Here is a 26,319-nt window from a genome sequence, read left to right on the forward strand (position 1 = left end):
GCAACGAAAGGCCTCGACATGGCCGACCCCTTCCGGCGTACCGCCGCATTCACGGCAAGCGTCCTGCTGGTCGGTGTGCCGGCGTCACTCGGGCAAGGGTCCGGGGCGCAAGCCTCGGACTCCCCTCGCCCCGCTGCCCCCTCGACGTCCTACCGCCCGGCTCAGTCCGAGTTCTCGCTGACCGTCAGCCCGACCCGGCTTGCCATCGGGCCGGCAGACCTGGCCAAGGTGGCCGAGATCCTGGTGGTCAACAGGGGCGACAAGGCCGTCACCGTGAACGTGCTGAAGCGGAACTTCACCGGCGGATCCGACGGCGCCCTGATCTTCCAGCAGCAGGCGCCCTACTCTGCCTCCGCGTGGGTGACGGTGACTCCCTCGACCTTCACGGTGGCCCCAGGCGCCGCCCAGACCGTGAGTGCGACCGTCAAGATCCCGGCCGCTCCCGAGCCGGGGGACCATCAAGTCGCCCTGGTCTTCCTGGTACCCGCCGGCAAGACCACAGCGAACGTCAGGATCAACCGCGGCATCGGCGCACCGGTCTACATCACCGTGCCCGGCCCGACGGACAACACCGCCGAACTGAGCGATCTCCACGCGCCTGCCTTCATGATGTGGGGCCATACCGAAGTGACCGCGAAGGTGCACAATGCCGGTACGGTCCATCGGGACTTCCGGAATGCCTCTCCACTCACCGTCAAGTCCGCGGGCCACACCTCGGCCTTCCCCGACTTCACCGTGATGCGTGGCGCGACCCGGGACATCAGCGCGGTCTGGAATCCTCCGCTGCTCTGCATCTGCCATCCCACCGTGTCGCTCGTCAACGCCAACGGAGCCATCGACACGGTCACGGTCCGCGTCATCGTCTTTCCCCTGCACCTGCTCGGGATCGGCATCATTGCCGGCCTCGCGATCTGGCTGGGCGCGCGCTGGTGGCGCCGCCGCTACCGCGCCGCGGTGGCGACCGCCGCAACACAGCTGAAGCCGATCGTCGGTGGCGGTAGTGCCTAGGCGCTCGAGGCCGCTGATCCTGGCTCTGACGCTCGCACTGTTGTGTACGACGCTCGCCATCGTCACCACGAGTACCGCCGGCGCCGCAGGCACGGTCCTGTTCGAGAACCTCTTCAACAACAGGACGGTGGACGGTACGGGAACCGTCACCGTGCCCTCGTCAACGAATGGGACCAACGTCGCCTGCCTCAGTGCCGCGGGCAACAGTGCCACGTTGCCACTGCTCAGCTGCGCCGGCAGCGCGGATTTGCAAGGTTTCGGGAAGCTCCGGCTCACCAACTCCACCACCAATCAAGTCGGCGGCGTCTTCGGCCAGACCAGTTTCCCGACCTCGAACGGTCTCGACGTGACGTTCACCTCGTATCAGTGGGGCGGCAACAACGCCGACGGGATCGCGTTCCTGCTGGCCGCCGTCGATCCGGCGAACCCTGCTTCCGCCACCCGGATCGGGCCTTCCGGCGGCTCCCTCGGCTACTCGCCGGCCGGTTCCATCGGAGGACTGCCGAACGCCTACCTCGGCGTCGGACTCGATGTGTTCGGCAACTTCAGTGCCACCGCCTTCCAAGGCACCGGCTGCACCAACGCGCCCAACATCACCAGCACGACACCGGGTGCGGTCGTCGTGCGCGGACCTGGGAACGGCCTGGCCGGCTATTGCGGTCTCACCACCACCTCGGATGGTACGACGGCCTCCAAGGTCATCCTCCGGGCCGCGATCAGAGCAGTGTCAGCCGTACCCGTTCAGGTCCTGATCAACCCGACCGGGGCGGCCTTCACCTCCGACTCGGGCGTAACCGTTGCCGCAGGCACCTACAAGGTCGTGGTCACGCCCGTTGGTCAGCCGACCAAGACACTCACCGGTCCGCTGCCGTCGGTTGCGGCCGGCCTCTATCCGTCGAGCAGCTGGCTCGGCACCAACGGCGTACCGAAGCAGCTCTCGTTCGGGTTCGTCGGCTCCACCGGCTCGGTGACCGACGTGCACGAGATCTCGGCCGTCAAGGTCCTCACGTTCAACCCGGTCCCGCAACTGGCCGTCAGCACTACCAGCTACACCGCGACGTCGTCCCAGCCAGGCGATCCGGTCACCTACCGGGTCGCCTCGAGCGTGCTGGCCGGAGCCGACGAGAACAACCCGATCTCCGTCACTCAGACCGTCCCCGCGGGCGTCGTACCAGTAGGTGCCTACGGCAACGGATGGACGTGCGCGGCGGCCGTGGGACAGAGCATCAGCTGTACGACGACGGCCGGCTCCTTCGCGGCCGGCACCGTCCTGCCACCGATCACGGTGGTCGCCATCGTGATCGGCTCCAACGTCACCTCCGCGCTGGTGCAGAGCAACTCCACGGTCAGAGCCTCGTCGGCGGATGCAAGCCCGGGGACGGATACGACCGCGACCGGCGGCACCTTGCCGTCCGCGCCGAGCGGGCTCACAGTCGTGCCGGCCATCGGCTCGATCGCGGGAACCAACTCGCTGACCATCAGCGGCGCGAACATCACCGCGGCCACAGCCATCGAGATCGGCACCACAGCACAACAGCAGGCCGGGACCCCGACGGTCCTTCTTCCCTGTAGCGGTGCGCCCGCCGCCGGATGCTTCACTGTCAGCGGGGGCAACCTGGTCGTCTCGTCGATGCCGGCCCGGAGTGCAGCCGCGACGGTGTCCGTCACCGTCGTGACGTCCGGGGTGGCCTCGGCCGCCAGTTACGTGTACGCCGACAGGCCGGTGGCCCCGGCCAAACCCACCGCCACCGCGGGAATCACGAGTGCAACGGTCAGCTGGGTGGCGCCGACCGCCAACGGCAGCCCGATCACCGGGTACGTCGTCACCCCGTACGCCGCGGGAGTAGCGCAGACCCCGTTGTCGTTCGACGCGAGCACCACCAGCCGCGTCCTCACCGGCCTCACCCCTGCGACGTCGTACACCTTCATCGTTACGGCGATCAACGCCTACGGGACCTCCGACCCCAGTGCACAATCCGCAGCGGTTGTGCCTTACACGCTGCCCGGCGCGCCCGCGATCACCGCGGTCAGCGCGGGCAGCCTGTCCGCCGTACTGACCTGGAGCACGCCGAACAATGGCGGCAGCACGATCACCGGCTACGTCGTCACGCCGTACGTCGGTCTGGCGGCACAGACGACTCAGAGCTTCAGCGGCAGTGGAACCACTCGCAGCGTCACAGGCCTCTCCGCCGGCGTCTCCTATACGTTCACCGTGGCAGCCCAGAACCTCGCCGGGACGGGGCCGGCGTCTGCGAAGTCCGCCGCGGTGACACCGAATCAGTCCCCCAGCCTGACCTTCGCAGCCCCGCCGGCCGGTGAGGTCGGCGTCGCCTACAACCGGCTTCTCACCGTGACCAACGGAACTTCCCCGTTCGTCTGGTCGATCAGCACTGGGGCCTTGCCGGCCGGGCTGGCGCTCAACGCATCGTCAGGCCTGCTGAGCGGTACGCCGTCCGTAGCGGGCACCTTCCCCGTCACAGTGATGGTCACCGATGCCAGCGGACTGACCGCCACCAAGGCGGCCACGCTGGTCATCGCTGCCGCACCTGCCATCACGTTCGCGCCGGCCGCGGGCGAGGTCAGCGTTGCGTACACGCACCAGCCGACGCTCACCGGCGGCACCGGACCCTTCACCTGGTCGGTCACCTCAGGCAGTCTGCCCGCGGGGCTCACCCTGGACGCGTCCTCCGGCCTGGTGAGCGGTACCCCGACCACCGCCGGCAGTTTCGCAGTGACGCTGACAGTCGCCGACTCTTTCGGTCAAACGGCCGCCCGGACCGCGACCGTGCTCATCGTGGCGCTGCCGGCCTTCGCCACCACCCCAACGCCCACCGGTCAAGTCGGGGTCAGCTATCCCCACAGCTTCGACGTGACCGGTGGGGCATTCCCCCTTGTCTGGTCCCTGACCGCAGGGACATTGCCGCCAGGCCTTGTTTTCGACACTGCCACCGGCAGTCTGTCCGGCACCCCGACCACCACGGGCACTTTCACCTTCACCATCAGCGTCGTCGACGCCAACAGCCAAACTGCCAGCCGGACCGTCACCATCGTGATCGCCGCCGGTCCACTGCAGATCCTCAAGGATGCGAACGTCACCTCGGCGGCGGCCGGCAGCGTCGTGGTCTACACCATCTCGGTCACCAACACCGGCCCGGCCGCCTTCAGCTCGGTCACCCTCACCGACCCGCTGACCGGCGTCCTCGACGATGCGGCCTACAACGCGAACGCATCGGCGACCAGCGGCTCGGTCTCCTACGCCGCACCGACCATCAGTTGGAGCGGGGATCTCGCCGGATCGGCAACCGTCACGATCACCTATTCCGTGACGGTGAACAACCCAGTGGTTGGCAACAAGGTGCTCACGAACACGGTCACCTCCAGCACGTTGGGCACCAACTGCGTCAACGGGAGCACCGACGCTCGCTGCTCCGCCACCGTCAGCATCCCCGGCCTCACCATCGTCAAGTCGGCCGACAGGTCCACGACGACCCCCGGCGGCACCGTCCGTCTCAACATCGTCGTCACCAACACCGGACAGACCGCCTACCCTGGCGCGACGGTGACCGACGGCCTCGCCGGGATGCTGGACGACGCCGACTACAACGCCGATGCGACCGCCACCTCGGGCAATCTCTCCTACACCGCTCCATCCCTGACCTGGACCGGATCGCTGCCGGTCGGCGCCACCGCGACCATCACCTACTCCGTCACGGTCAACGATCCCGACCCCGGCGACAGGTCACTGACCGGGACAGTCGTGTCGCCTTCCGCGGGCAGTCCGTGTCCTGGCGGGAACCCCGCCGTCCAATGCTCGGTGGCCGTGACCGTCCTGGTGCCTGCCCTGTCGATCACGAACAGCGCCGACCCGTCGTCGACCACCCCTGGCGGCGTCGTCGCCTACACCGTGGCCCTGGCCAACACCGGCCAGACTCCTTACCCGGGTACGACGGTCTCCATCGCCCTGGCGGCGGCATTGGACGACGGCGTGTACGGCGGCAACGCCACCGCCTCGGCAGGCAGCATCGCGTTCAACGCCGGAACGTCCACCCTCACCTGGACCGGAAATCTGGCCGTGGGCTCGGCGATCACCATCACCTATTCGATCACGGTGCGCGATCCGGATCCCGGCGACAAGACCCTCACCACGGCCGTCACCGCACCAGTGTCCGGCAGCACCTGCCCGACTGCTGGTGCAAGCCCCCTGTGCACCAGCACAGTCCAGGTACGCGTACCCGGACTGTCCATCGCCGTGTCCGCAAACGTCGCCACAGCCACCCCCGGCACGATCGTCCGATACACCCTTTCGATCAGCAACACCGGCCAGACCTCCTACCCGGCAGCGAACGTCAGCCACGCGCTCAGCGGCGTACTGGATGACGCCGACTACAACAGTGATGCAGCAGCCACGGCCGGCACGGTGACATTCGCCGGTACGGCGCTCAACTGGTCCGGCGAGCTCGTCATCGGGGCCACCGCGACGGTCACCTACTCCGCGAGCGTACGGCAACCGACCACAGGCAACCGGATCCTCAGTACCTCGACCTCCTCGACGACTCCAGGCAACAACTGCCCTGTGGGCGGCACCGACCCACGGTGTGCCACGACAACCACCGTCCTGGTCCCTGCCCTGGTCATCACGGCCACAGCCGACTCCGCAACCACCACGCCCGGTAGCGTCGTACGGTTCACCATCACCGCGCACAACACCGGCCAGACCTCATACAACGATCTCGCTATTCCTGCCGACCTGTCCGGCACGCTGGACGACGCGGACTACAACAACGACGGCGCGGTCAGCGCGGGCAGCCTGATCAGCCACCCCGACGGAACCTCGTCGTGGCTCGTCGACCTCGCGCCAGGGGAGACTGAGAACGGCACCTTCTCGGTGACCGTCAACAATGGCGCGAGCGGTGACAGGTCGCTCGTGGTCGTGGCTACGGCCGAAGCTGCCGGAAGCACCTGTCCGGCTGCGTCTCCCGCACCAGGTTGCCGAGCGGTCGTGAGCGTCCTCATGCCCGGTCTCACCATCACCAAGACAGCAGACACCTCGACGACCGTCCCCGGTGGCGTGGTGAGGTACACGATCTCCGTGCTGAACAACGGTGAGACGGCCTACTCCGCGGCGAGTCTCGACGACGACCTGGCCATGGTCATGGCCGACGCGGTCTATTCCGGCGACGCGACCACGACCACTGGAGCGATCGGCTTCAGCGGAACCGTCCTCTCCTGGTCCGGCGCACTCGCACCCGGCGCGGCCGCGACCATCAGCTACTCGGTCACCGTCCGCAACCCCGATCCCGGCGACAAGCGGCTGCTGAACAGGGTCGACTCCGCCACAGCGGGCAGCAATTGCGCCAGTACCAGCGTCGATCCCAGGTGCGCCGCGAGTGTCGACGTACTGGTTCCGGGTCTGACCGTGGTGAAGTCCGCCGGTGCCGCCACCACCACTCCCGGCGCGACGGTCGGCTACACGGTCACGGTCACCAACTCGGGCGCCACTCCCACCGCGGGTGCGACCTTCTCGGACGCGCTGGTGGACCTCCTCGACGATGCCGACTACAACGCCGATGCCGCCGCCGGCACAGGTTCGGTCTCGTTCTCCGGTTCGGTCCTGACCTGGAGCGGTGACCTGGCTGTCGGCGCTACGGCGACCGTCACCTTCTCGGCCACAGTGCATCTCGTTGATGGCGGCAACAACCTGCTGACCGACACGATCACCTCCGGCAGCAGCGGCGCGAACTGCTCCCTCGGTTCCGCGGACACTCGCTGCGCGACGACTGTGGCGGTCGCCCGGCTGATCCTGTTCCAGAGCTACCCGCAACCGACCACCACGCCGGGCTCCCTGATCCAGCTCACGGCCACGTTCACCAACACCGGCCAGGTGCCTTACACCGGCATCACGATATCGAGCCCGAGCAGTGGCGTCGTGGACGACGCGATCCCGACCGGTGATCAGACGGCGACCTCGGGAACGCTGACGCTCAGCTCGACGGCCATCACCTGGACCGGCAGCATCCCGGTCGGCACGGTGGTCACCGTCACCGGGTCCCTGACCGTCGAAGATCCTCCGACCGGCGACCTGCTCGTCACCGGCAAGCTGTCGTCCTCGGCGCCCGGCAACAACTGCCCCGCCGGCGGTTCCGACAGCCGGTGCGTGGCCTCGGTCAGCGTGCTGGTGCCACAACTCACCATCAGCAAGGTCGCGAACACCACTGCGACCGCTCCCGGTGGCACTGTCTCCTACACGATCTTGGTGCACAACACCGGTCAGACCCCGTACGCCGGCGCCGCGGTGACCGACTCGCTCGTCGGCCTGGTGGACAAGGCGACCTACAACAACGACGCGAGCGCAACGAGCGGAACCTTGACCTTCAACTCACGGACCTTGTCGTGGGTCGGCGACGTGGCCCCGTCGGCAACCGTCACGATCACCTTCTCCGTAACCGTCCCCGGCACGGTGACCGGTGACAAACTGCTGGTCAACTCGGTCAGCTCCACCGCCGTCGGCAACACCTGCCCGCCGGCCGGCGGCAACGCCGCCTGCCACAGCCTGGTCGCGATCCTCACCCCCGGGCTCACCTTGGAGAAGACCGCCGACCTGACCAACGCAACGCTCGGCACCACGGTCCCCTACACCGTCACCGCCATGAACACCGGACAGATCCCGTTGCCAGCGGCCACATTCAGTGACAGCCTGGCCGGCGTCCTGGACGATGCTACATACGGCTCGGCGTCGGCCTCCAGCGGCACCGTCACCTTCTCGGCGGGGGTGTTGAGCTGGTCCGGCGCACTGGCCCCCGGTGCTTCGGCGACTGTGTCGTACACGGTGACGATCAACAAACCCGCTTCCGGCGACGGCACCATGTCCAACACCGTCAGCTCGTCGACCCCGGGGAACAACTGCCCGGCCGGCGCCGGCGACTCCCGATGTACGGCGACGGTCACCGTCACCAAGTCCGTCACGCTGACCATCACCAAGACCGCGGACGTCACCTCGACTGTTGCCGCCGGCACCGTCAGGTACACCGTCAAGGTGACCAACTCGAGCATCCTGCCGATCGTCGCGGCCCAGTTCACCGACCCGTTGGCCGACATCCTCGACGACGCCACCTTCAACAACGACGCGACCGCAAGCAGCGGATCCGTCACCTTCACCAGTCCGACTCTCAGCTGGCACGGGTCTGTCGGCCCGTCGAGCACCATCACCGTCGCCTATTCGGTCACCGTGAAAAGTCCGCACACCGGAGACGGCCGCCTCACCGGCACGGTCAACTCCACCTCGTTGCTCTCCAGCAACAACTGCGTGGCCGGCAGCACCGACCCTCGCTGCACGAACACCGTGACAGTCGCGGCCCTCCTGCTCGAGCAGCACTACCTGGAGAGCTCGACCACGCCGGGATCCGTCGTGCACTTGACGGCCAGCTTCATCAACACCGGACAGACTCCTTACGTCGGCATCTCTGTCAGCAGCCCAGGCGGGGACACACTCGACGACGCGGTCGCCAACGGCGATCAAGCGGCCAGTTCCGGCACCTTGGTGATCACCCCGATCGCCATCACCTGGACCGGCAACATCCCGGTCGGCGGCAGGGTGGACCTTTCCGGCACTCTCACCGTGGAGAATCCCGATCTCGGCAATCTCCTGATGACGGCCACCACAGTCTCAGCCGCGCCGGGTAACAACTGCCCGGTCGGGGGATCCGATCCGGTCTGTACTGCGCTGCTCCCGGTGCTCCTCCCCGGGCTGACCATCACCAAGACCGCCGGTACGACGTTCGTGGTCCCCGGCGGCACGGCGACGTACACCATCACCGTCCACAACTCCGGCCAGACACCGTACGCCGGTGCGACAGTCACCGACTCGCTCGCCGGAGTCGTGGATGACGCCACCTACAACGCCAACGCAACGGCGACGACGGGCGTGGTCACTTTCGCCGGCCAGACCCTGACCTGGGCCGGGGACCTGGCAGTCGGCCAGACCGTGACCATCTCCTACTCGGTAACGGCTCATACCCCTGGCACAGGCGACAAGACGATGGTCAACCCAGTCAGCTCGACTGCTACCGGCAGCACCTGCCCGCCCGCCAGCGGGAACCCGGCCTGTCGCGTCACCATTGCCGTCCTCACCCCCGCAGTGACGATCACCTCGGCCGCAAGCGCCGCGCAGACGATTCCTGGTGCGGTCGTCAGCTACACGATCACTGCGACCAACGCCGGCCAACTTCCCTACCCGGCAGCCACCTTCGATCTGCCGCTCGGCGGCGTACTCGATGACGCGACCCTCACCGGCACTGCGTCGGCAACCAGCGGAAGCGTTACGGTCACCGGCGGGATTCTCCACTGGACAGGAGTTCTGGGCACCGGAGCTGCCGCGACGATCACCTACGCCGTCACCGTGAACCAGCCGGACGCAGGGGACTACAGCCTCGACCAAACAGTGGTTTCATCCAGCGCGGGCAGCACGTGCCCAGCAGCAGGCGCCGATCCACGCTGCTCGGTATCTGTCCCGGTCGCGAGCCTGCTGATCAGCAACGTCGCGGATGCCGTGACGACCGAGCCGACCTCGGCAGTCCGGAACACGGTCACCATCACCAACGTCGGCCGAGTGCCCTACTTCGGGGTCAGCATCAATGACGACTTCGCCGGCTCGCTCGACGATGCCACGTACAACGGTGATGCCGCGGCGACCGCAGGCAGTCTGCTGCTGGTGACCGGGACCGGCCGGATCAGCTGGACCGGAGACCTCGCAGCCGGCACGACCGTGAGTGTCACCGGATCGCTGAAGGTCAACAATCCAGACCTCGGAAACAAGGTGATGAGCACCAGGGTCACCACCGACGCGCCGGCCTCCAACTGTCCCACGGCGAGTCCGCAGTCGGCATGCCTGACCAGCGTCACGGTCTTGATTCCTGCCTTGACGCTGAGCAAGACGGCCGACAGAACCACGGTGGGCCCGGGCGGATCCGTCGTCTACACGATCACCGCGCACAACACCGGACAGACGACGTACGTCGGTGCGCAGGTGCACGACTCGCTGGCCGGCATCCTGACCGACTCGGCGTACGCCGGTGACGGTACGGCGGACTCGGGGCTCGTCACCTTCGACGGAACGACACTGACGTGGACCGGGGACCTGGCGATCGGGGCATCGGTGATCATCACCTACAGCGTTCGGGTGGACGATCCCGATCTGGGCGGTAGGACGATGGCCAACCAGGTGAACTCGAGCGAGCTCGGCAGCACCTGCCCCCTCGATGACCCCACGTCCGCCTGCACCACGCTGGTGAACGTCCTCGTTCCACTGCTCGACATCGCGGTCGCCGCCGATCGCACCACCGCAGTCCCAGGCACGGCCGTCGCCTACACCGTCACGATCCGGAACAGCGGTCAGACCGACTACCTGGCAGCGAACGTCGCCACCCTGCTCGCCGGCGTACTGGATGACGCCACCTACACGAACGACGCGACGGCAACGTCCGGCGTACTGACGTACAGCAGCCCTCAACTCGTCTGGTCCGGCGATCTCGCCATCGGTGCCACCGCGACCGTCACCTACTCGGTGATCGTCACCGACCCGCCGGCCGGGGATCACTCGATGCTCACCTCGACAGCCTCCGCAGTCCCTGGCAGCACCTGCGGAACCGATGCGCAGTGCACGAACACCGTCACCATCCTGATCCCTGGGCAGATGGTCTCCACGACGGCCGACAAGGTCAGCACGACCCCGGGCGACCAGATCACCTTCACCACAACGGTGCAGAACACGGGCCAGACCCCGTACGCCTCCGTCAGCCTCAGCAGCTCGCTCACCGACCTGCTCGACGACGTCACCTTCGACGGACAGATCGCCGCCTCGGTCGGCGTCGCGACGTACTCTGCTCCAAACCTGTCCTGGAGTGGCGCACTGCCCATCGGAGCAGTCGCGACCCTCCGCTACACGGTGACCGTCGACAACCCGGATCTGGGCAACAAGTTGCTGACAGCAACCGTAGTAGCGCCGGCTCCGGGGAGCAGTTGCCCGGCAGGTGGGTCTGCCCCGGCGTGCACCGCGACAGTGACCGTGCTCGTCCCGGCCTTGACCATCGCGATCTCGGCCGACGCACCGACTACTACACCCGGTGGCACCGTTACCTACACGGTCGTCATCGCCAACACCGGCCAGACGCCGTACGACGGCGCAGTTGTCAGCGACGCACTCAGCGGCGTTCTCCCTGACTCCGAATACAACGAGGACGCGACGGCGTCGAGTGGCACGGTGACGTTCACCAGCCCGATTCTCAGCTGGACCGGCGACCTGCTCGTCGGGGCGAGTACGACGATCACCTACTCGATCACCGTCGACGATCCCGATCCTGGGGACAAGCTGCTCATCAACACGGTCTCGTCGGCGGCGCCCGGAAGCAGCTGCCCGGCTGGAAGCCCCCTGCCGCACTGTTCGGTTCTGGTTAGGGTGCTGGTGCCCGCGCTGTCCATCACCAAGGCAGCCGACACCGTAGCCGTGGCTGCCGGCAACGTCCTCCGCTACACGATCAGAGTTGTCAACACTGGTCAGACCGACTACTTCCCGGCCACGTTCAGCGACATACTGACCGGCGTACTCGACGACGCCGGCTATGCGGGCGATGCGGCAGCCAGCGTCGGAACCATTGCCTACAGCAACAGCACACTCGTCTGGACAGGAGCGCTTGCAGCTGGTGCGGCTGCGACCGTCACCTACTCGGTTACCGCACTCTTCCCAGCAGTCGGTGACCACCGCCTGGCCAATGCGGTCTTCTCCGGGTCAGCGGGCTCGAGTTGTGTCAGTGGAGCGGAACCAGGCTGCGGGTCGACGGTGACCGTTCTGGTTCCCGCGCTGACGATCAGCAAGACCGCCGATCGAACTCAGGTCGTCGCAGGAAGCAGCCTGCACTACACGATCGAGGCGACCAATACAGGCGAGGCAGACTACCCGGCTGCCACCCTGACGGATTCCTTGGTGGGCGTCCAGGACGACGCCAGTTACAGCAACGACGCAGCCGCCAGCAGCGGGGTCGTCACGTACTCGACTGGCACCTTGACCTGGAACGGCGCCATCCCCCGCGGCGCGACTGTGCTCATCACCTATTCGGTCGCCGTACCGGTCACCGGAGCCGGAGACGGCGTGCTGACCAACACAGTGACCTCGGAGGCGGTGGGCGAGAACTGCGCCCCCGGCGACTGCACCACCTCGACCCCCATCGCCCCACTGACCCTGACCCTGACCGGGCTCACCACATCGTTCCTGCTCACTGGACTGCCGAACAGCACGATCAGCTCGGACGGAACGGTCACCATGACCGTCACCACCAACAGCACCACCGGCTACTCGGTCAGCGTCCAAGCCGCCGGTACCGCGCTGCTTCCGGCCACACCTGGTAACCCGGCCACGATCCCGATCGATCAGCTGGGAGTCAGGGAAAGCGGCGACGCCGACTTCGTGCCCCTCTCGAGCACCGACCCCGTCGTCGTGCACCAGCAGAACGCAGCCTCGGCGCCGGGCGGTGATGCGGTCAGCAACGACTACCAGATCAGGATCCCGTTCGTCTCCTCGGACACCTACTCCACCACGCTGGACTACATAGCCAGCAGTCAGTGACGACGAACTCCGCACAGCCGACGTTCGGAGAGGAGAACCATGAACGCCAACAGACACCTACTGATGACCCCACTTCGGATGTCCTGCGGGCTCGGTCTCACAGCTGCCGCACTACTGGTCGCAAGCAGCACCGACGCCGGCGCGTCGACCACCCCCCAGTTGAGCATCGCCGTCGACAGCAGCCGGACCTCAGCGGCGGTAGGTGATCTCCTCCCGTACGCGATCACCGTCCGGAACCTGGGCGGCACGGCCATCACCGGACTGAAGATCAGCCAGAGCGTCCCGACCGGCCTGCGGTTCAAGTCCGCGGACCTCGCCGGCACGGCGCACCCGCTCAGCATCGAATGGAGTGTGAACCTCAAGGCCGGCGGCACAGCCACCGTTCACTCGACGATGACCGTGACCAAAACCCCGCCAGAGCTTCTCCGGCTGGCGACGGTGGCTTGCGCGAGATCCATCGCCAAGGCACCTCCGATCGTCTGCGCCGCGTCCTCCGCCCAACTACCGGCCGGCGCCGCCGCCGAACGCGCGGCGGCACAGCCACCCGATCGCAACGCCACCAAGACCGTGTACGTCGCGGGTGCCGGCGGCGCTCTCGCCATCGGCGCGGCCGTTGTCATCATCACCCGGCGACGAAGGCACAAGCCGGCCTGACCCCGGACACGTTGCCAACAGCAACATGTAGGCGAAACCGGGCAGACGCACCTCAATCAGCACGACAGCGTGGCCGGGGCTCATCCGCGCTTTCAGTTGTCCGGTGTCCAGCGCCAGTTGCGGACCTCCGGCAGGTCTTCGCCGTACTCGAGGATGTGGGTGTGGTGGCGGGTGCGTTGGTCGGTCAGCCATTGGCGGGTCTGTACGGCGCTCTGGCCGAGGTGCGGGACGCGGTCAATCACGTCGATGGCGAGGTGGTACCGGTCGAGGTCGTTGCGGACGACCATGTCGAACGGGGTCGTGGTGGTGCCTTCCTCCTTGTAGCCGCGGACATGCAGGTTGTCGTGGTTGTGCCGTCGGTAGGTGAGGCGATGGATCAGCCAGGGATAGCCGTGGTACGCGAACACGACCGGCTTGTCCGTGGTGAAGAGCGCATCGAACTCGGCGTCGGTGAGACCGTGCGGGTGCTCAGTGTCGGGCTGCAGGCGCATCAGGTCGACCACGTTGATCACCCGGATCCGCAGGGCTGGCAGGTGCTCGCGCAGCAGGCTCACCGCGGCCAGCGTCTCCTGGGTCGGAACGTCGCCGGCGCACGCCAGTACCACGTCCGGATCGCCTTCGTCGTTACTGGCGAAGTCCCACACGCCGATTCCTCGCGCACAATGCAGCGCGGCGGCCTCGGGGTCGAGCCAGTCGGCCTGCGGTTGCTTGCCCGCGACAACGACATTGATGTAGTGCCTGCTCCGCAGACAGTGGTCGGCGGTGGCGAGCAACGTGTTGGTGTCCGGCGGCAGGTAGACCCGGACGACCTCGGCCTTCTTGTTGACGACGTGGTCGATGAAGCCAGGGTCCTGGTGTGAGAACCCGTTGTGGTCCTGCCGCCATACGTGCGAGGTCAGCAGATAATTGAGCGAGGGAATCGGTTTGCGCCACCGCAGCCCGCGAGTGACCTTCAGCCACTTGGCATGCTGGTTCACCATCGAGTCGACGATGTGTACGAACGCTTCGTAGCAGGAGAACCAGCCGTGCCGGCCGGTCAGCAGGTACCCCTCGAGCCAGCCCTGGCAGGTGTGCTCGCTGAGGATCTCCATCACCCGGCCGTCCACCGCCAGGTGTTCGTCGGTCGGAAGCACCTCGGCGTTCCACGCCTTGCCGGTGACCTGGTACAACGCATCAAGCCGGTTCGACGCCGTCTCGTCCGGTCCGAAGACACGGAAGTTGCGTTCGGTCGCGTTCGCGCTCATCACGTCACGCAGGTAGTCACCCAGAACCCGCGTCGGCTCGTGGTCGGTTGCCCCCGGCACCGGAACCGCCACGGCGTACGACGCGACGTCCGGCAGCACCAAGTCGCGTGAAGCGGGCCCGCCGTTGCTGTGCGGGTTCGAGCCCATCCGCCGATCGCCCACCGGCACCTGGTCGAGGAGGCGATCGATCGGAGCGCCCGCCTGATCGAACAGCTCGCCGGGGCGGTAGCTCCGCAGCCACTGCTCCAGCAGCTCGAGGTGCTCCGGGTTGCCCCGTACGTCGCCCACAGGCACCTGATGGGCTCGCCAAGTGCCTTCGACCTGGACACCGTCGACCTCGTGCGGCCCGGTCCAGCCCTTCGGCGTACGCAGGACGATCATCGGCCACGGCCGGCGCGGAACACCCGTGCCGTCGCGCGCCTCGGACTGGATGGCGGCGATCTCGTCGAGGACCCTGTCGAGCGTCGCCGCGAGCTGCTGGTGCACGTACTCGGGCTGGTCACCGTCGACCAGATACGGCCGATAGCCGTACCCCTCCAGCAGACTGGTCAGCTCATCGTCGCCGATCCGGGCCAGCACCGTCGGGTTGGCGATCTTGTAACCGTTCAGATGCAGGATCGGCAGTACTGCGCCGTCGGTCCGCGGGTCGAGGAACTTGTTCGAGTGCCAGGACGCGGCCAGCGGTCCGGTCTCCGCCTCGCCGTCACCGATCACACAGGCGACGACGAGATCCGGGTTGTCGAGCACCGCGCCGTACGCGTGGCTGAGCGAATAGCCCAGCTCGCCACCCTCGTGGATCGAGCCGGGCAGTTCCGGGGCCACGTGGCTCGGGATCCCACCCGGGAAAGAGAACTGGCGGAAGAGTCGCTCCATCCCAGATGCGTTCCGCGGTACGTCGGGATAGGTCTCGCTGTAGCTGCCTTCCAACCACGTGTTCGCGGCGATCGCCGGTCCACCGTGGCCGGGACCGATCACGTACATCATGTTCAGATCGCGTTGCCGGATGACCCGATTCAGGTGCGCATACAGCATGTTGAGGCCCGGGGTGGTCCCCCAGTGGCCCAACAGGCGCGGCTTGACGTCCTCCGGTTGCAGCGGCTCCTGCAGCAGTGCGTTGCGCATCAGATAGATCTGTCCGACCGACAGATAGTTCGCGGCCCGCCAGTACGCGTCGAGCGCGTCCACCTCGTCGGCGCTGAGCGGCTTCTCCAGGATCTCGTGCATGCTTCGATACCCTCCGAGCGATCGCGATATGGGGTCACCCCACTGTTGCTCGCGAAGGTGAACAGTCACCAGGGACGGACGTCCCGCCTGCCGACGCCAGAGGTCCCGTCACCCGGTCAGTCCGGGAACTCCTGCCGAAACGCCTCAACAGCGGTCGGGAGGGTGTAGAACACCCGATCGGGGCCCAGCCGGTCAAGAAATCCGGCCGCCTGCAGATCGTCGCGGAGGTCTTGTTTCACTCTCGCCATCGTCAGCACGATGCCGCGTTCGGCCAGCTCTTCGCGCAGCGAATCGAGGGCATCGACGGCGGTGCTGTCGATCTGGATGTTGGCCTCGGCGTTGAGGAGCAGCCAGCGCACCGGAGGCTCGGCGGCGGCGACCGCGGCCAAGGCGCGGCGGCGGAAGTCCTCGGCGTTGGCGAAGAACAGCGGCGAGTCGTAGCGGTAGACCACCAGCCCCGGGACCGGCCGCGCGTCGGGGTAGTCGTCGATGTCGTGCATGCCGGCGATGCCCGGCACGTAGCCCAGGATCCCGTCGTGCGGGCGGGCGACCCGACGCAGTACGTCGAGAACCGACAGCGCGACCGCGACCAGTACGCCGTACAGGACATCGAGCGCGATCACGCCGACCGCCGTCGCGACGGCCAGCACGAACTCGGTCCGGCGGAACGCCGCGATCCGGCGGAACTCGGCGACGTCGATCAACCGGACCGCGGCGAAGACCACGAGGGCACCGAGTGCGGGGATCGGGAACGCCGACAGCAACGGACCGGCGAACAGCAGCGTGGCGACGATGACCGCCGCGGCCACCAGCGAGTACACCTGGCTCTTCGCACCGGCGGCCACCGCGACCGCGGTCCGGCTGCCGCTGCTACTGATCGGGAATCCGCGCACCAATGACGCGGAGAGGTTTCCGAGTCCGAGGACGAGCAGCTCACGATCGGGATCGGGACGCTCTCCACCACGGGTCGCGAAGGCGCGACCCGTCAGGACCGTGTCCGTGTAGCCGACCAGCGCGACACCCAACGCCGGCACGGCAAGCAGACCGATGTCTCCAGCAGTCAGGGACGGCAGGTGGGGGGCCGGCAGACCGCTCGGCACCTCGCCGACCAGAGCCACTCCCCTGTCCGCAAGACCAGCAGCCCACGTCACCAAAGCCGCCAGGGCAACGACGATCAGCGGCCCGGGTAGCCACGGCGTCCAACGTGCCAAGACAAGCAACAGGGCCAACGCAACCACCGACAACGCGACCGGAGCCAAGCGCCACTGACCGAACAGCCGGACTGCGGACCAGACCTCGGCCGGCGGCGAATCTCCGTGCACCGGTGCCCCGGTCAGCCGCCCGAGCTGACCGGTCATCATGATCACCGCGATCCCGGCCAGATAGCCGATCAGCACCGGCTTCGACAACAAGTCGGCGAGGAATCCCAGCCGGGCCAACCACCCGACGACGCAGATCACGCCGACCAACAGCGCCAGTACGGCGGCCAGCACCGCATAGCGAGCCGGATCACCGGCAGCCAATGGACCAACCGCCGTGGCCGTCAGCAGAGCCGTCGTCGACTCCGGTCCCAGCGACAGCAACCGCGACGACCCGAGCAAGAAGTACAGCACCAGCGGACCCAGCGCGGCCCAGAGACCGGTCACGGCCGGCAATCCGGCCAGCTGCGAGTAGGCCATCACCTGCGGCACGAAGTACGCCGCCACCGTGACACCGGCGACTATGTCAGGTCGCAGCCAGCGCAGGCGATAACCGCGCAGCACAGCGATGCCGGGAGCAGACAACGACCATCCGGCCATCGCACACCTCCGCTCGCTACTGACCGCGCCGACCGGCGACCGGCCGCCGAAGGACCTCCCGAGTCGGGACTCTTGCCCGCAGCGGCGCACTCCTTTCCACCGCGACTCTGAAGAGAGATCTATTCCAGCAAGGAGCAGCAGTCATGACCACCACATTGCAGCAGGAGATCGAGCGCTGGGAGGCCGAGCTCCGCAGCATCGCGGAGAACAGCACCTCGGACAACTGGTTCCTCGAGGAACGCCGCTTCGCCGAGGCTCAGCACACGATCACCGCCTACCGCGGCCACATCCTGCCCGCGCTCGCGAACGAGCAGCCGCACGACGCGATCCTCGCTCACGAGATCGAGCACCACATCGACCACCTCGAAGACCTCCGCAACGACCTCTACCGGACCGTCCACCCGCCCACGTCCCACCAGCAGGTCGCCGAGACCATCGCCGCCCTGCGCGCCCTGTCCAGCGTCGCCCTGCGCCTCGAGCGAGCAACTCAAACCGTGTGATGACCCAGGCAGACGCGCGTCTTACGCGCTGTCTGCGCGCAGGTGGCGCGCGTGCCAGTCGGGTTCGCGGGTCGTCGGCGTCAGGCGCATCCTGACGTCGACCGCGAAGGCGCCGGCGGGACCGGCGATCAAGGGGTTGATGTCCAGCTCGGCCAGTTCAGGGACCAGCTCGGCGAGCCAGGCGATGCGGTGGATGATGTCGAGGACCGCCTCCTGGTCGGCGGCTTGAGCGCCTCGGTACCCGGCCAGCAACGGAGCGCAGCGCAGTGAGTGCAGCATGTCGGTGGCGTCGAGGTCGGTGAGCGGCAGGCCGCGCCACTGGCGATCGGCGAGCAAGTCGGTCAGGATGCCACCGCTGCCGGCCATCAGCAGCGGGCCGAACAGCCGGTCCCGGACAACGCCGATCACCAACTCGGTCCCATTCGGAGCCATCGCCTGGACCACGACGTGCGGATCGCCGGTCGCCGCAGTGATCTCGGCGTACGCCGTACCCAATTGCACCGAGTTCGACAGTCCGACCCGAACGCCGCCGATATCGGTCTTGTGCAGTACGCCGGGAGCCGCCGTCTTCAACGCGACCGGATAGCCCGCGGTTTCGGCCGCCGCGATCGCCTCGGAGCGACTCGACGCGGCGAGGACCGGAATCGCCGGAACTCCCGCACACTGCAGCAACTGGCCGGTGTGCAGCGAGTCCAGCCAGCCACCGTCCGGACTGCGCTCGAGGAACCGCCGTACCACCGCCCGTGCTCCGATCGGATCGACGTGGGTCAGGTCCGGTACGTCGCCCTGCGGGCGGGCCCGCCACTCGGCGTACCGCACAGCCTGGGCCAAGGCACGTACGGCGCTCTCCGGGAACGGGAACACCGGCAGGCGACGCCCGTCCGCCAACGCGATCTCCGGCCCGGCGTCGATCGAGCCGACGCAGTTCACAACGATCGGCAGGTCGGCGAGGGCCGCGGCAGTCGCGATGGCGTCGAAGATCTCGTCGACCCGGCCGGCACGCGTCGCCGCGTAGCAGACGAGCACGGTGTCGACCTCGCCACTGGCCATGATCACCTTCAACGCCTGCGCCAAGCTCTTCGGGGAAGCGGCCGCGCCGAGATCGACGGGATTCCCACTGCCCACCGCGCCAGTCGCGGTCAGCTCCTGCTGAACCGCTTGACTCAACTCCGGCAGCTCGAGCCCGAGTCGCCCGGCTGCATCGGCCGCGAGTACGCCGGCTCCGCCTGCGTTGCCCACCACAGCCAGCCGACGACCGCGGGGCAACGGCCGGACCGCGAGCACTCGCGCTGTCTCCACCAGTTCCTCGACGGTGTCCATCCGCAGTACGCCGGACTGCGCGAACAACGCGTCGACAGCCGTCTCGGGCGTCGCGGCCGCGGCCGTGTGCGAGACACCGGCCCGCCGACCGCCGACCGAGCGGCCACCCTTCACGACCAGGATCGGCTTCGTCCGCCCGACCAGCCGGGCCAACCCGCCGAACTTCCGCGGATTGCCGAACGACTCCAGGTACAACCCGATCACCGCGGTTCGTGGGTCGCCCCACCAGTGCAGCAGCAGGTCGTTGCCACTGACATCCACTTTGTTGCCGAGGGAAACGAACTCGGAGATCCCGAGTCCGGTCCGGGCCGCCTGCTCGAGCACCGCGATGCCGACCGCACCCGACTGCGCCGCGATCGCCAGCGATCCGGGCATCGGCACCATCTCGGCGAAGGTCGCGTTGAGACTGACCTCGGGAGCCGTGTTGACCAGCCCGAGGCAGTTCGGGCCGATCAGCCGGATGCTGTGCCGGCGAGCGATCTCCAGGATCTCCCGCTGGACCGCCCGGCCGGTATCACCCAGCCCGGAGAGCTCAGCGAACCCCGAGGTCAGGACCACCGCGCCGGCGACACCTCGCTCGCCGCAGTCCGTCAGGACCTGCGGCACCTGCTCCGCCGGGACCGCGATGACGACGAGATCGATCTGGCGAGGCACTGCCGCGATCGACGGGTACGCCGGTACGTCCCCGATCAGGTCCGCGTGCGGATTGACGGCGTACACGGAGCCGGTGAACTTGCCCCTCACGATGTTGACGAGCACCTCGTGGCCGATGCCGCCGGGTTTCCGGCCGGCCCCGACGACCGCCACCGCTCGCGGCGAGAACACGCGGTGCAGCGACCGGTCTTCGGCTGCCCGCTCCCGGTCAGCCATGCGTTCCAGCGTGGACGGGCGGTACGCCGTGTCCAGCACCAGCTCGATCACTCCACTGTCGAGCTTGCGGACCTGTTCGAAGCCGGAGTCGGCGAACACCCGCAGCATGCCCACGTTCTCGAGCAGTGTGTCGGCGAGGAGCCGCTCGATCCCGTTCTCCCGGGCCACGGCCGCGAGCTGCTCGAGCAACAACGTGCCGATTCCCCGGCGTTGTACGGAGTCCTCGAGCAGGAAGGCCATCTCGGCCTCGCCGGTGCTCAGCGGTTCGTAGCTCGCCACGCCGACCAGCCGATCGTCGTACTCGGCCACCAACGCGACATGCCCGTCGTGGTCTGTGGTCAGATGGTGCGTCTGCTCATCGGCGGAGGACCGGCTGATTCCGAAGAACCGCAGGTAGATCGACCGGTCCGACACCCGCTGGTTCATCGCCTGCAGCCGCGGCTCGTCGTCCTCGCGGAGCGGACGGATCCGCACCACCGATCCGTCCGAGGCCAGCACGTCCCAGCCCGCGCCGGGCCGCTCGCCCACCTGCTCGACCGCCGTCATGATGTCTCCTTCCGACACTCCACCAGCCCACCCCTCCACACGCGCGCGTGCCAGTGCCGTTGGGTCCCAAGCCCGCGGGACCTTTGGCTCTGACCGCGGTCTAGGGACCTGCTGCCCGGGCCGGTCGGTAGCATCGCTCCTCCGCTGGCTTTCAGACGGCGGTCGAGGAGCCGGTGAGGATGCTGCCGAGCTCCTCGCCCCAGTGGCGGGCGCGTTCGACCTCGACCTCGGAGATCGGGCCCGTGGTCTCGTCCACGAAGAAACTCGCCGACGACGTCAGCCGGAAGCCCATCCGCCGCAGCACCTTCGCCGCAGCCCGCGCAGCCGACCCCGGCAGCCGGCGACCCTTCGCGATCCGGGTGTCGAAGGTCGCGACCTCCAGCCGACTCGCAGGGCGACCACTGGCGTCCTGCGTGTCGATCCCGAGTACGCTCAGCCACTCCCGGATCCCGACCTCGATCGGCATCACCACATCGGCCTGCTTCCAGGCCTCCTGCCGGGTCGTCACACGGCTCATCGAGAACGCGTGCGTCGGACCGCCGACGACCAGCAGCCGCACATCCGCCGGGATGGCGCTCGGCGCCTGGTACACCGGCACCATGTCGGCCGGGAGACTGCCACGCAACCCGTCGCGGATCGCCTGCGCGACCCGCTCGGTGTTCCCGAACATCGACTCGTACACGATCAGCGCACGAACGGTCTCGGACATGATCAGGCCTCCGATCGGATCAGTACATCGGCGACGGACGAGCTGTGCTGGACGTGCTCACCCTCGGCCGTGGCCGGGTGATGTGGCACGACCGCAACCGGACAGGTCATCGCTGCGACCGAACGCCGCGCCACCGGGTCGATCGGCAGCGGGCCGGCGTGCGATCCGACCACGACCAGCCCGACGTCGCCGCTCTCGTGCACCAGCGCGGCGGCCGGCTTCCGGCTGCTCAGGAACCGAGTCACCTTGACGTCCGGGAACCGGCTCGTCCACGGCGCCAGCGTCTCTGAGAGCAGGTGATCCGCCCGGCTGATCCAGGTGTGATCCGGATCCTCGTCGTCGGACGCTCGCTCCGCCGGCAGCCCGGCATGCACGATGACCAGATCTCCTTCGCGTCCGGCGGCGACGCCGAACGCGAACTCCAGCGCCTCCGTGGACAGCGCCGTACCATCGATGCCGACGGCAACCTTCCGGTCCACCAGCGACGGCTTCCAGGTCGCCGGTACGACGACCACCGGGCAGCCGGCCCGGCTGGCCAGTGTCAGGCTGGCGTGGGTGTTCACCAGCCTCTGCGCGCCCCGGCTGCGGGGCCGACCGACCACCAGCATCCGCGCGCTCCGCGCCGCGTGTGCGAGCACTCGCACACGCGAGCCCTCGACGGCCACCGCGGCCAGCTCCGTCGCATAACCATCGCGATGCCGCACCTGGGCGACAGCCGCCCGCAACGCCGCATCCGCGAGCTCAGCCGGCGGCTTCGGCGCAGATCCCGGCGCCATCGGCGAGAACGGACTGTGCGCCGAGTACGGCGCGACCAGCACCAGTTCCGCACCGACCCGAAGCGCCTCCGCGGACGCGTAGTCCACCACCCGCAGGTTCTCCGGACTGCCGTTGACTTCGACCACCACGGGTCCGGTCCGGTTCCAAGTGCTCATCTCACATGCCTTCCTTCAGTTCGCCACGGCTACCGAAACGGTCCTCAACGGTCATGTCGTTTCATCGCAGCCACGGGTACCGGCGGACGAAGTCGAGACCGGTCCACCACTTGCCCAGACCCCACACGTTGCCAGCAGCAACCAATGCGAGGACGACGACAGTGATGGCGCCGAGGATGTGGTCGTCCAGGACCGGGTTCGTCTCCGGCGGCAGGTTCGCCGACCACATCAGCAGGTACAGCAGGGTCCCGGCGACGGCCGCGATCCGCATCCCGATACCGAGCGTCAGCGCCAGGCCGATCCCGGCCAGACTGATCATGAACAGCGGCGTGACCCACCAGTCACCGACCAGCGAGTGATAGAAGTCGCTCATCGGGCCGCTGGTGCCCTTGCCGAGGAAGCCGGCGGTCGGATCGCCACCGTCGATCCAGCCCTTACCGGACGGGGTGGCGTAGCCCAGGCCGAACACCTTGTCGACGAAGGCCCACAGGAACTCGAGCCCGAAGGCGATCCGCAGTACGGCGATCGCACGCCCTGCTGTCGTGGTGATGATCGGGCGCCGATCGGTCTCCGTCGTGGAAGCCGGCAAGCGGCGCTGGTGCGAGGTGGTGGTCATGATGTCGTCCTTTCTTCGATTCCGATACCTCGATCGTGGGCTCTCGACGCTCACCGGGTCAGAGCCGTTCGCACCTCCCGACGAGCCGAAGGCCCTGCCGACCCCGGGACGTATGCCGCGAGGCGCCTGATCGGGCACAAGACAGACAACAGCCGCGGTCCGCGACTTCAGGTTGCGGACCGCGGCTGTTCTGTCGTTACTCGACTCCGGCTTGGCTGAACAGGGCGACCTTCAGGGCCCCGGTGACCGCGGGACGCGAGAACACGTCGTACGCGTCCTGCATCTCGTGGAGACCGAACCGATGGGTGATCAGCTCGGACAGCTCCAGCCGGCCGGCCGCGACCATCGCCAGCAGCCGCGGCGTCGTCCACGTGTCGACCAGACCCGTGGTGATGGTGACGTTCTTGATCCAGAGATCCTCGAGATGGAGCGTCACCGCCGCACCATGTACGCCGACGTTCGCGACCCGACCGCCCGGCCGTACGACGCGGGTGCACAGCTCGAACGTGGCCGGGATCCCGACCGCCTCGATCGCCACATCGGCGCCGAGACCACCCGTCAGCTCACGAACCGTGGCCTCTACGTCCTCGTCCGGATCGAGCGCCAGGTCCGCGCCCCGCAGGAGCGCGGCCTTCCGCCGCGAGTCGGCGGCGTCGACCACGACGATCCGCGTGGGGCTGAACAGCTTGCTGGTGGCGATCGCCGCCAGGCCGATCGGGCCTGCTCCCACGATCACGACCGTGTCGCCCGGCGCGACCTTGCCGTTCAGCACACCGACCTCGTACGACGTCGGCAGGATGTCCGCGAGCAGCACCGCCGCTTCGTCAGTGACGTTGTCAGGCAGCTTGTACACGGACCGATCCGCGAACGGAACCCGAACCTGCTCGGCCTGAGTGCCGTCGATCAGGTGACCGAGGATCCAGCCACCACCGCCGAGGCATTGGCCGTAGTGGCCCTGCCGGCAGTACTCACACCGACCGCACGACGAAATGCACGAGATCAGCACCCGATCGCCGATCGCCACGCCACGAACGCCGCTACCGACAGCCGTGATCGTGCCGACTGCCTCGTGACCGAGGATCCGGCCCGGCTGGACCGTCGGCACGTCGCCCTTCAGGATGTGCAGATCGGTACCACAGATCGTCACCGCGTCGACGCGGACGATCGCGTCCTCCGGATCCTGGATCACCGGGTCCGGCACTTCCTGCCAGCTCCGCTGCCCCGGACCGTTGTAAACCAATGCCTTCATCACAGACCTCCCTTGACGAAACTCTCCACCTTCAGGTGCCGCTCATGACTCCTGGTGCCGGCGGACGACGGCGACCGGTGCGTCCGCGTGGTGCAGCAGGCTTTGGCTGACGGATCCCAGCAGCAGGCCGGCGACACCACCGCGGCCGCGGGAACCGACGACCATGAGAGACGCGCCCTCCGACAACTCGATCAGTCGGGCGCTCGCCCGGCCCTCGGCCAAGGACGCCGTCACCTTGACTGTCGGGAACTTCTCGCGGTACGGCGCGACGGTCTCGGCGAGCCAGCTCGTGAGCAGCTCCTGCGTGATCGCGATCGGCGACACGTGGTTGTCCATCGGCCGCCAGCAATGCACGACCCGCAGTGGCTGCCCGCTCCGGGCCGCCTCCTCGAAGGCGAACTCCAAGGCATCGGCGGACTCGGTCGATCCGTCGCTGCCCACAACCACCGTTCCGGTACGACGTCCACCGCGCACCACGACCACCGGGCACGGCGCCTTCGCCGCGACCGACGTCGCCACCGACCCCATCACCGCGGCGGACATCTTGCTCCGGGACCGGGTTCCGAGAACAACCATCTCGGCCCGGCCGGCCTCGCTCAGGATCGCATTGGACGCATCAGAACTCGCCAGCCAACCGGAGCCGCCGTCGTACCCGAGCCGGTCCCGCGCGTACTGCACCGCGTGATCCAGCTCCTGCTGGAACTTGTCGAGCGGCGTCGGCGGCGGAACGTACCCTTCGATGCCCAGCGCCGGCCACCGACTGAGCTCGTCCAGATAGGCCCGGATCACCCGGACCGCCAAGCCACGCCCATCGGCCGCCTCGACGGCCCAGTGCAACGCAACCTGACTCTCGGCCGTGTCGTCGACACCCACGAGGATGTATTTCTTCATCGATCCGCTCCTTTCATCGACTCTTGTCGGCTCCCGTCACAGGGAACTCGCGACCAGCTCGGTCAGGTCGACCAGGCGGCTGGTGTAGCCCCACTCGTTGTCGTACCAACCGAAGACCTTGACCAGGTGGTCCTGGACCTGCGTGAGCTGCGCGTCGAAGATGCACGACGACGGATCGCCGATGATGTCGTGCGACACGATCGGATCCGTGGTGTAACGCAAGATGCCCTTCAGCTGTCCGGCCGCGGCATCGGCGAAGACCTGGTTCACCTGCTCCACCGTGGCCGCCTCGGACAGCTCGACGGTCAGATCGGTCAGCGACCCGTCCTCGATCGGAACCCGCACGGCGACACCGTCGATCTTCCCGGCCAACTCAGGGATCACCAGACCGACCGCGCGGGCCGCACCGGTGCTCGTCGGGATCAGGTTGGTGGCGCCCGAACGTCCACGGCGCAGATCCTTGTGCGGCGAGTCCAGCAGCACCTGGTCGTTGGTGTAACTGTGGATCGTCGTCATCAAACCACGCTCGATACCGAAGGCCCGGTGCAGCACCGACACCATCGGCGCCACGCAATTCGTCGTACACGAAGCGTTCGAGATCACGTGATGCGTGGCCGGGTCGTAGTCGTCCTCGTTGACGCCGAGCACGACAGTGGTGTCGACGTCCTTGCCAGGCACCGACAAGATCACCTTGCGAGCACCGGCGGTCAGGTGCGCTCCGGCCGTCTCGCGGGTACGGAACTTGCCGGTCGACTCGATCACGATGTCGACGCCCAGGCCGGCCCAGTCGAGCTTGGCCGGATCACGTTCGGCGGTCGCCCGAATGGTCCTGCCGCCGACCGTGATCGAGTCGTCGGTGTGACCGACCTCTTCCTTCAAGGGCCCGTACGTCGAGTCGTAGCGCAGCAGGTGCGCGAGAGTCGCCGGTGTCGCGACATCGTTGATCGCGACCACCTCGACCCCGCTCGACGGCCGTTCGAGCACACAGCGCAGATAGTCCCGCCCGATCCGCCCGAACCCGTTGATTCCTACCCGAACACTCATCGTCAGTCCCTCAGTCGGCTGTACCGTCACCTTCATTCGACCGGCTGGATCGAGGAACTTGCAGAGTCGAAGGTCCCGTCTTGCCCGCGAGGTGGACCG

Annotated in this window: 13 protein-coding genes; 4 read left to right on the forward strand and 9 right to left on the reverse strand. The window is 67.7% G+C overall.

Annotated features, from left to right (window positions below):
- Positions 1-18 precede the first annotated feature (18 nt).
- The 3 genes from EV650_RS16185 to EV650_RS16195 are packed head-to-tail and all read left to right on the forward strand — an operon-like array spanning position 19 to position 13,276.
- Positions 19-1,008 carry a fimbrial biogenesis chaperone gene (locus EV650_RS16185; protein WP_134119570.1) on the forward strand — a complete coding sequence of 330 codons (990 nt, stop codon included), beginning with the start codon at positions 19-21 and terminating at the stop codon, positions 1,006-1,008.
- Positions 1,001-12,622, forward strand: a complete 11,622-nt coding sequence (locus EV650_RS16190) for a DUF7927 domain-containing protein (protein WP_134119571.1) — start codon at positions 1,001-1,003, stop codon at positions 12,620-12,622. The genes EV650_RS16185 and EV650_RS16190 overlap by 8 nt, the downstream gene beginning before the upstream one ends.
- Positions 12,623-12,661: 39 nt before the next feature.
- Positions 12,662-13,276: a DUF11 domain-containing protein gene (locus tag EV650_RS16195; RefSeq protein ID WP_134119572.1), complete on the forward strand. Its 615-nt coding sequence runs from the start codon at positions 12,662-12,664 to the stop codon at positions 13,274-13,276.
- Between the two features lie 92 nt (positions 13,277-13,368).
- Here EV650_RS16195 and EV650_RS16200 read toward each other — a convergent pair whose 3' ends face one another.
- The gene (locus tag EV650_RS16200) at positions 13,369-15,744 is read right to left on the reverse strand and encodes a phosphoketolase family protein (RefSeq protein WP_134119573.1); all 2,376 of its coding nucleotides are present in this window, start codon (positions 15,742-15,744) and stop codon (positions 13,369-13,371) included.
- 116 nt (positions 15,745-15,860) lie between these two features.
- Complete coding sequence (locus EV650_RS16205; protein WP_134119574.1) at positions 15,861-17,543, reverse strand: SulP family inorganic anion transporter; 1,683 nt, start codon at positions 17,541-17,543, stop codon at positions 15,861-15,863.
- A 143-nt stretch (positions 17,544-17,686) separates the two neighbouring features.
- On the opposite strand from EV650_RS16205, the gene EV650_RS16210 reads away from it, so the two are divergent.
- Positions 17,687-18,043, forward strand: a complete 357-nt coding sequence (locus EV650_RS16210) for a hypothetical protein (RefSeq protein WP_134119575.1) — start codon at positions 17,687-17,689, stop codon at positions 18,041-18,043.
- A 21-nt stretch (positions 18,044-18,064) separates the two neighbouring features.
- On the opposite strand, the gene EV650_RS16215 is transcribed toward EV650_RS16210, so the two are convergent.
- The 7 genes from EV650_RS16215 to gap all read right to left on the reverse strand — a co-directional run bounded on the left by EV650_RS16215 (position 18,065) and on the right by gap (position 26,220).
- Complete coding sequence (locus EV650_RS16215) at positions 18,065-20,779, reverse strand: bifunctional acetate--CoA ligase family protein/GNAT family N-acetyltransferase (protein WP_134119576.1); 2,715 nt, start codon at positions 20,777-20,779, stop codon at positions 18,065-18,067.
- A gap of 151 nt (positions 20,780-20,930) precedes the next feature.
- Entirely contained in the window at positions 20,931-21,488 is a 558-nt protein-coding gene (locus EV650_RS16220) for a flavodoxin family protein (RefSeq protein ID WP_134119577.1), read from the reverse strand.
- 2 nt (positions 21,489-21,490) lie between these two features.
- Positions 21,491-22,420 (reverse strand): universal stress protein, encoded by a 930-nt coding sequence (locus EV650_RS16225; RefSeq protein WP_134119578.1) that lies wholly within the window; start codon positions 22,418-22,420, stop codon positions 21,491-21,493.
- 61 nt (positions 22,421-22,481) lie between these two features.
- Positions 22,482-23,036 carry a hypothetical protein gene (locus EV650_RS16230; RefSeq protein WP_134119579.1) on the reverse strand — a complete coding sequence of 185 codons (555 nt, stop codon included), beginning with the start codon at positions 23,034-23,036 and terminating at the stop codon, positions 22,482-22,484.
- Positions 23,037-23,232: 196 nt separating this feature from the next.
- Entirely contained in the window at positions 23,233-24,285 is a 1,053-nt protein-coding gene (locus tag EV650_RS16235) for a zinc-dependent alcohol dehydrogenase family protein (protein WP_134119580.1), read from the reverse strand.
- 42 nt (positions 24,286-24,327) lie between these two features.
- The gene (locus tag EV650_RS16240) at positions 24,328-25,176 is read right to left on the reverse strand and encodes a universal stress protein (protein WP_134119581.1); all 849 of its coding nucleotides are present in this window, start codon (positions 25,174-25,176) and stop codon (positions 24,328-24,330) included.
- A gap of 36 nt (positions 25,177-25,212) precedes the next feature.
- Positions 25,213-26,220 (reverse strand): type I glyceraldehyde-3-phosphate dehydrogenase, encoded by a 1,008-nt coding sequence (gene gap / locus EV650_RS16245; RefSeq protein ID WP_134119582.1) that lies wholly within the window; start codon positions 26,218-26,220, stop codon positions 25,213-25,215.
- Between the last annotated feature and the right edge of the window lie 99 nt (positions 26,221-26,319).

The organism is Kribbella kalugense (assembly GCF_004365875.1).
Taxonomy (GTDB): domain Bacteria; phylum Actinomycetota; class Actinomycetes; order Propionibacteriales; family Kribbellaceae; genus Kribbella; species Kribbella kalugense.

What these genes read in the sequence shown, in the direction of transcription:
- EV650_RS16185 (WP_134119570.1), top strand. Translation starts at nt 19, where the DNA reads ATGGCCGACCCCTTCCGGCGTACCGCCGCATTCACGGCAAGCGTCCTG.
- EV650_RS16195 (WP_134119572.1), top strand. Translation starts at nt 12,662, where the DNA reads ATGAACGCCAACAGACACCTACTGATGACCCCACTTCGGATGTCCTGC.
- EV650_RS16200 (WP_134119573.1), bottom strand. Translation starts at nt 15,744, where the DNA reads ATGCACGAGATCCTGGAGAAGCCGCTCAGCGCCGACGAGGTGGACGCG.
- EV650_RS16205 (WP_134119574.1), bottom strand. Translation starts at nt 17,543, where the DNA reads ATGGCCGGATGGTCGTTGTCTGCTCCCGGCATCGCTGTGCTGCGCGGT.
- EV650_RS16210 (WP_134119575.1), top strand. Translation starts at nt 17,687, where the DNA reads ATGACCACCACATTGCAGCAGGAGATCGAGCGCTGGGAGGCCGAGCTC.
- EV650_RS16215 (WP_134119576.1), bottom strand. Translation starts at nt 20,779, where the DNA reads ATGACGGCGGTCGAGCAGGTGGGCGAGCGGCCCGGCGCGGGCTGGGAC.
- EV650_RS16220 (WP_134119577.1), bottom strand. Translation starts at nt 21,488, where the DNA reads ATGTCCGAGACCGTTCGTGCGCTGATCGTGTACGAGTCGATGTTCGGG.
- EV650_RS16225 (WP_134119578.1), bottom strand. Translation starts at nt 22,420, where the DNA reads ATGAGCACTTGGAACCGGACCGGACCCGTGGTGGTCGAAGTCAACGGC.
- EV650_RS16230 (WP_134119579.1), bottom strand. Translation starts at nt 23,036, where the DNA reads ATGACCACCACCTCGCACCAGCGCCGCTTGCCGGCTTCCACGACGGAG.
- EV650_RS16235 (WP_134119580.1), bottom strand. Translation starts at nt 24,285, where the DNA reads ATGAAGGCATTGGTTTACAACGGTCCGGGGCAGCGGAGCTGGCAGGAA.
- EV650_RS16240 (WP_134119581.1), bottom strand. Translation starts at nt 25,176, where the DNA reads ATGAAGAAATACATCCTCGTGGGTGTCGACGACACGGCCGAGAGTCAG.
- gap (WP_134119582.1), bottom strand. Translation starts at nt 26,220, where the DNA reads ATGAGTGTTCGGGTAGGAATCAACGGGTTCGGGCGGATCGGGCGGGAC.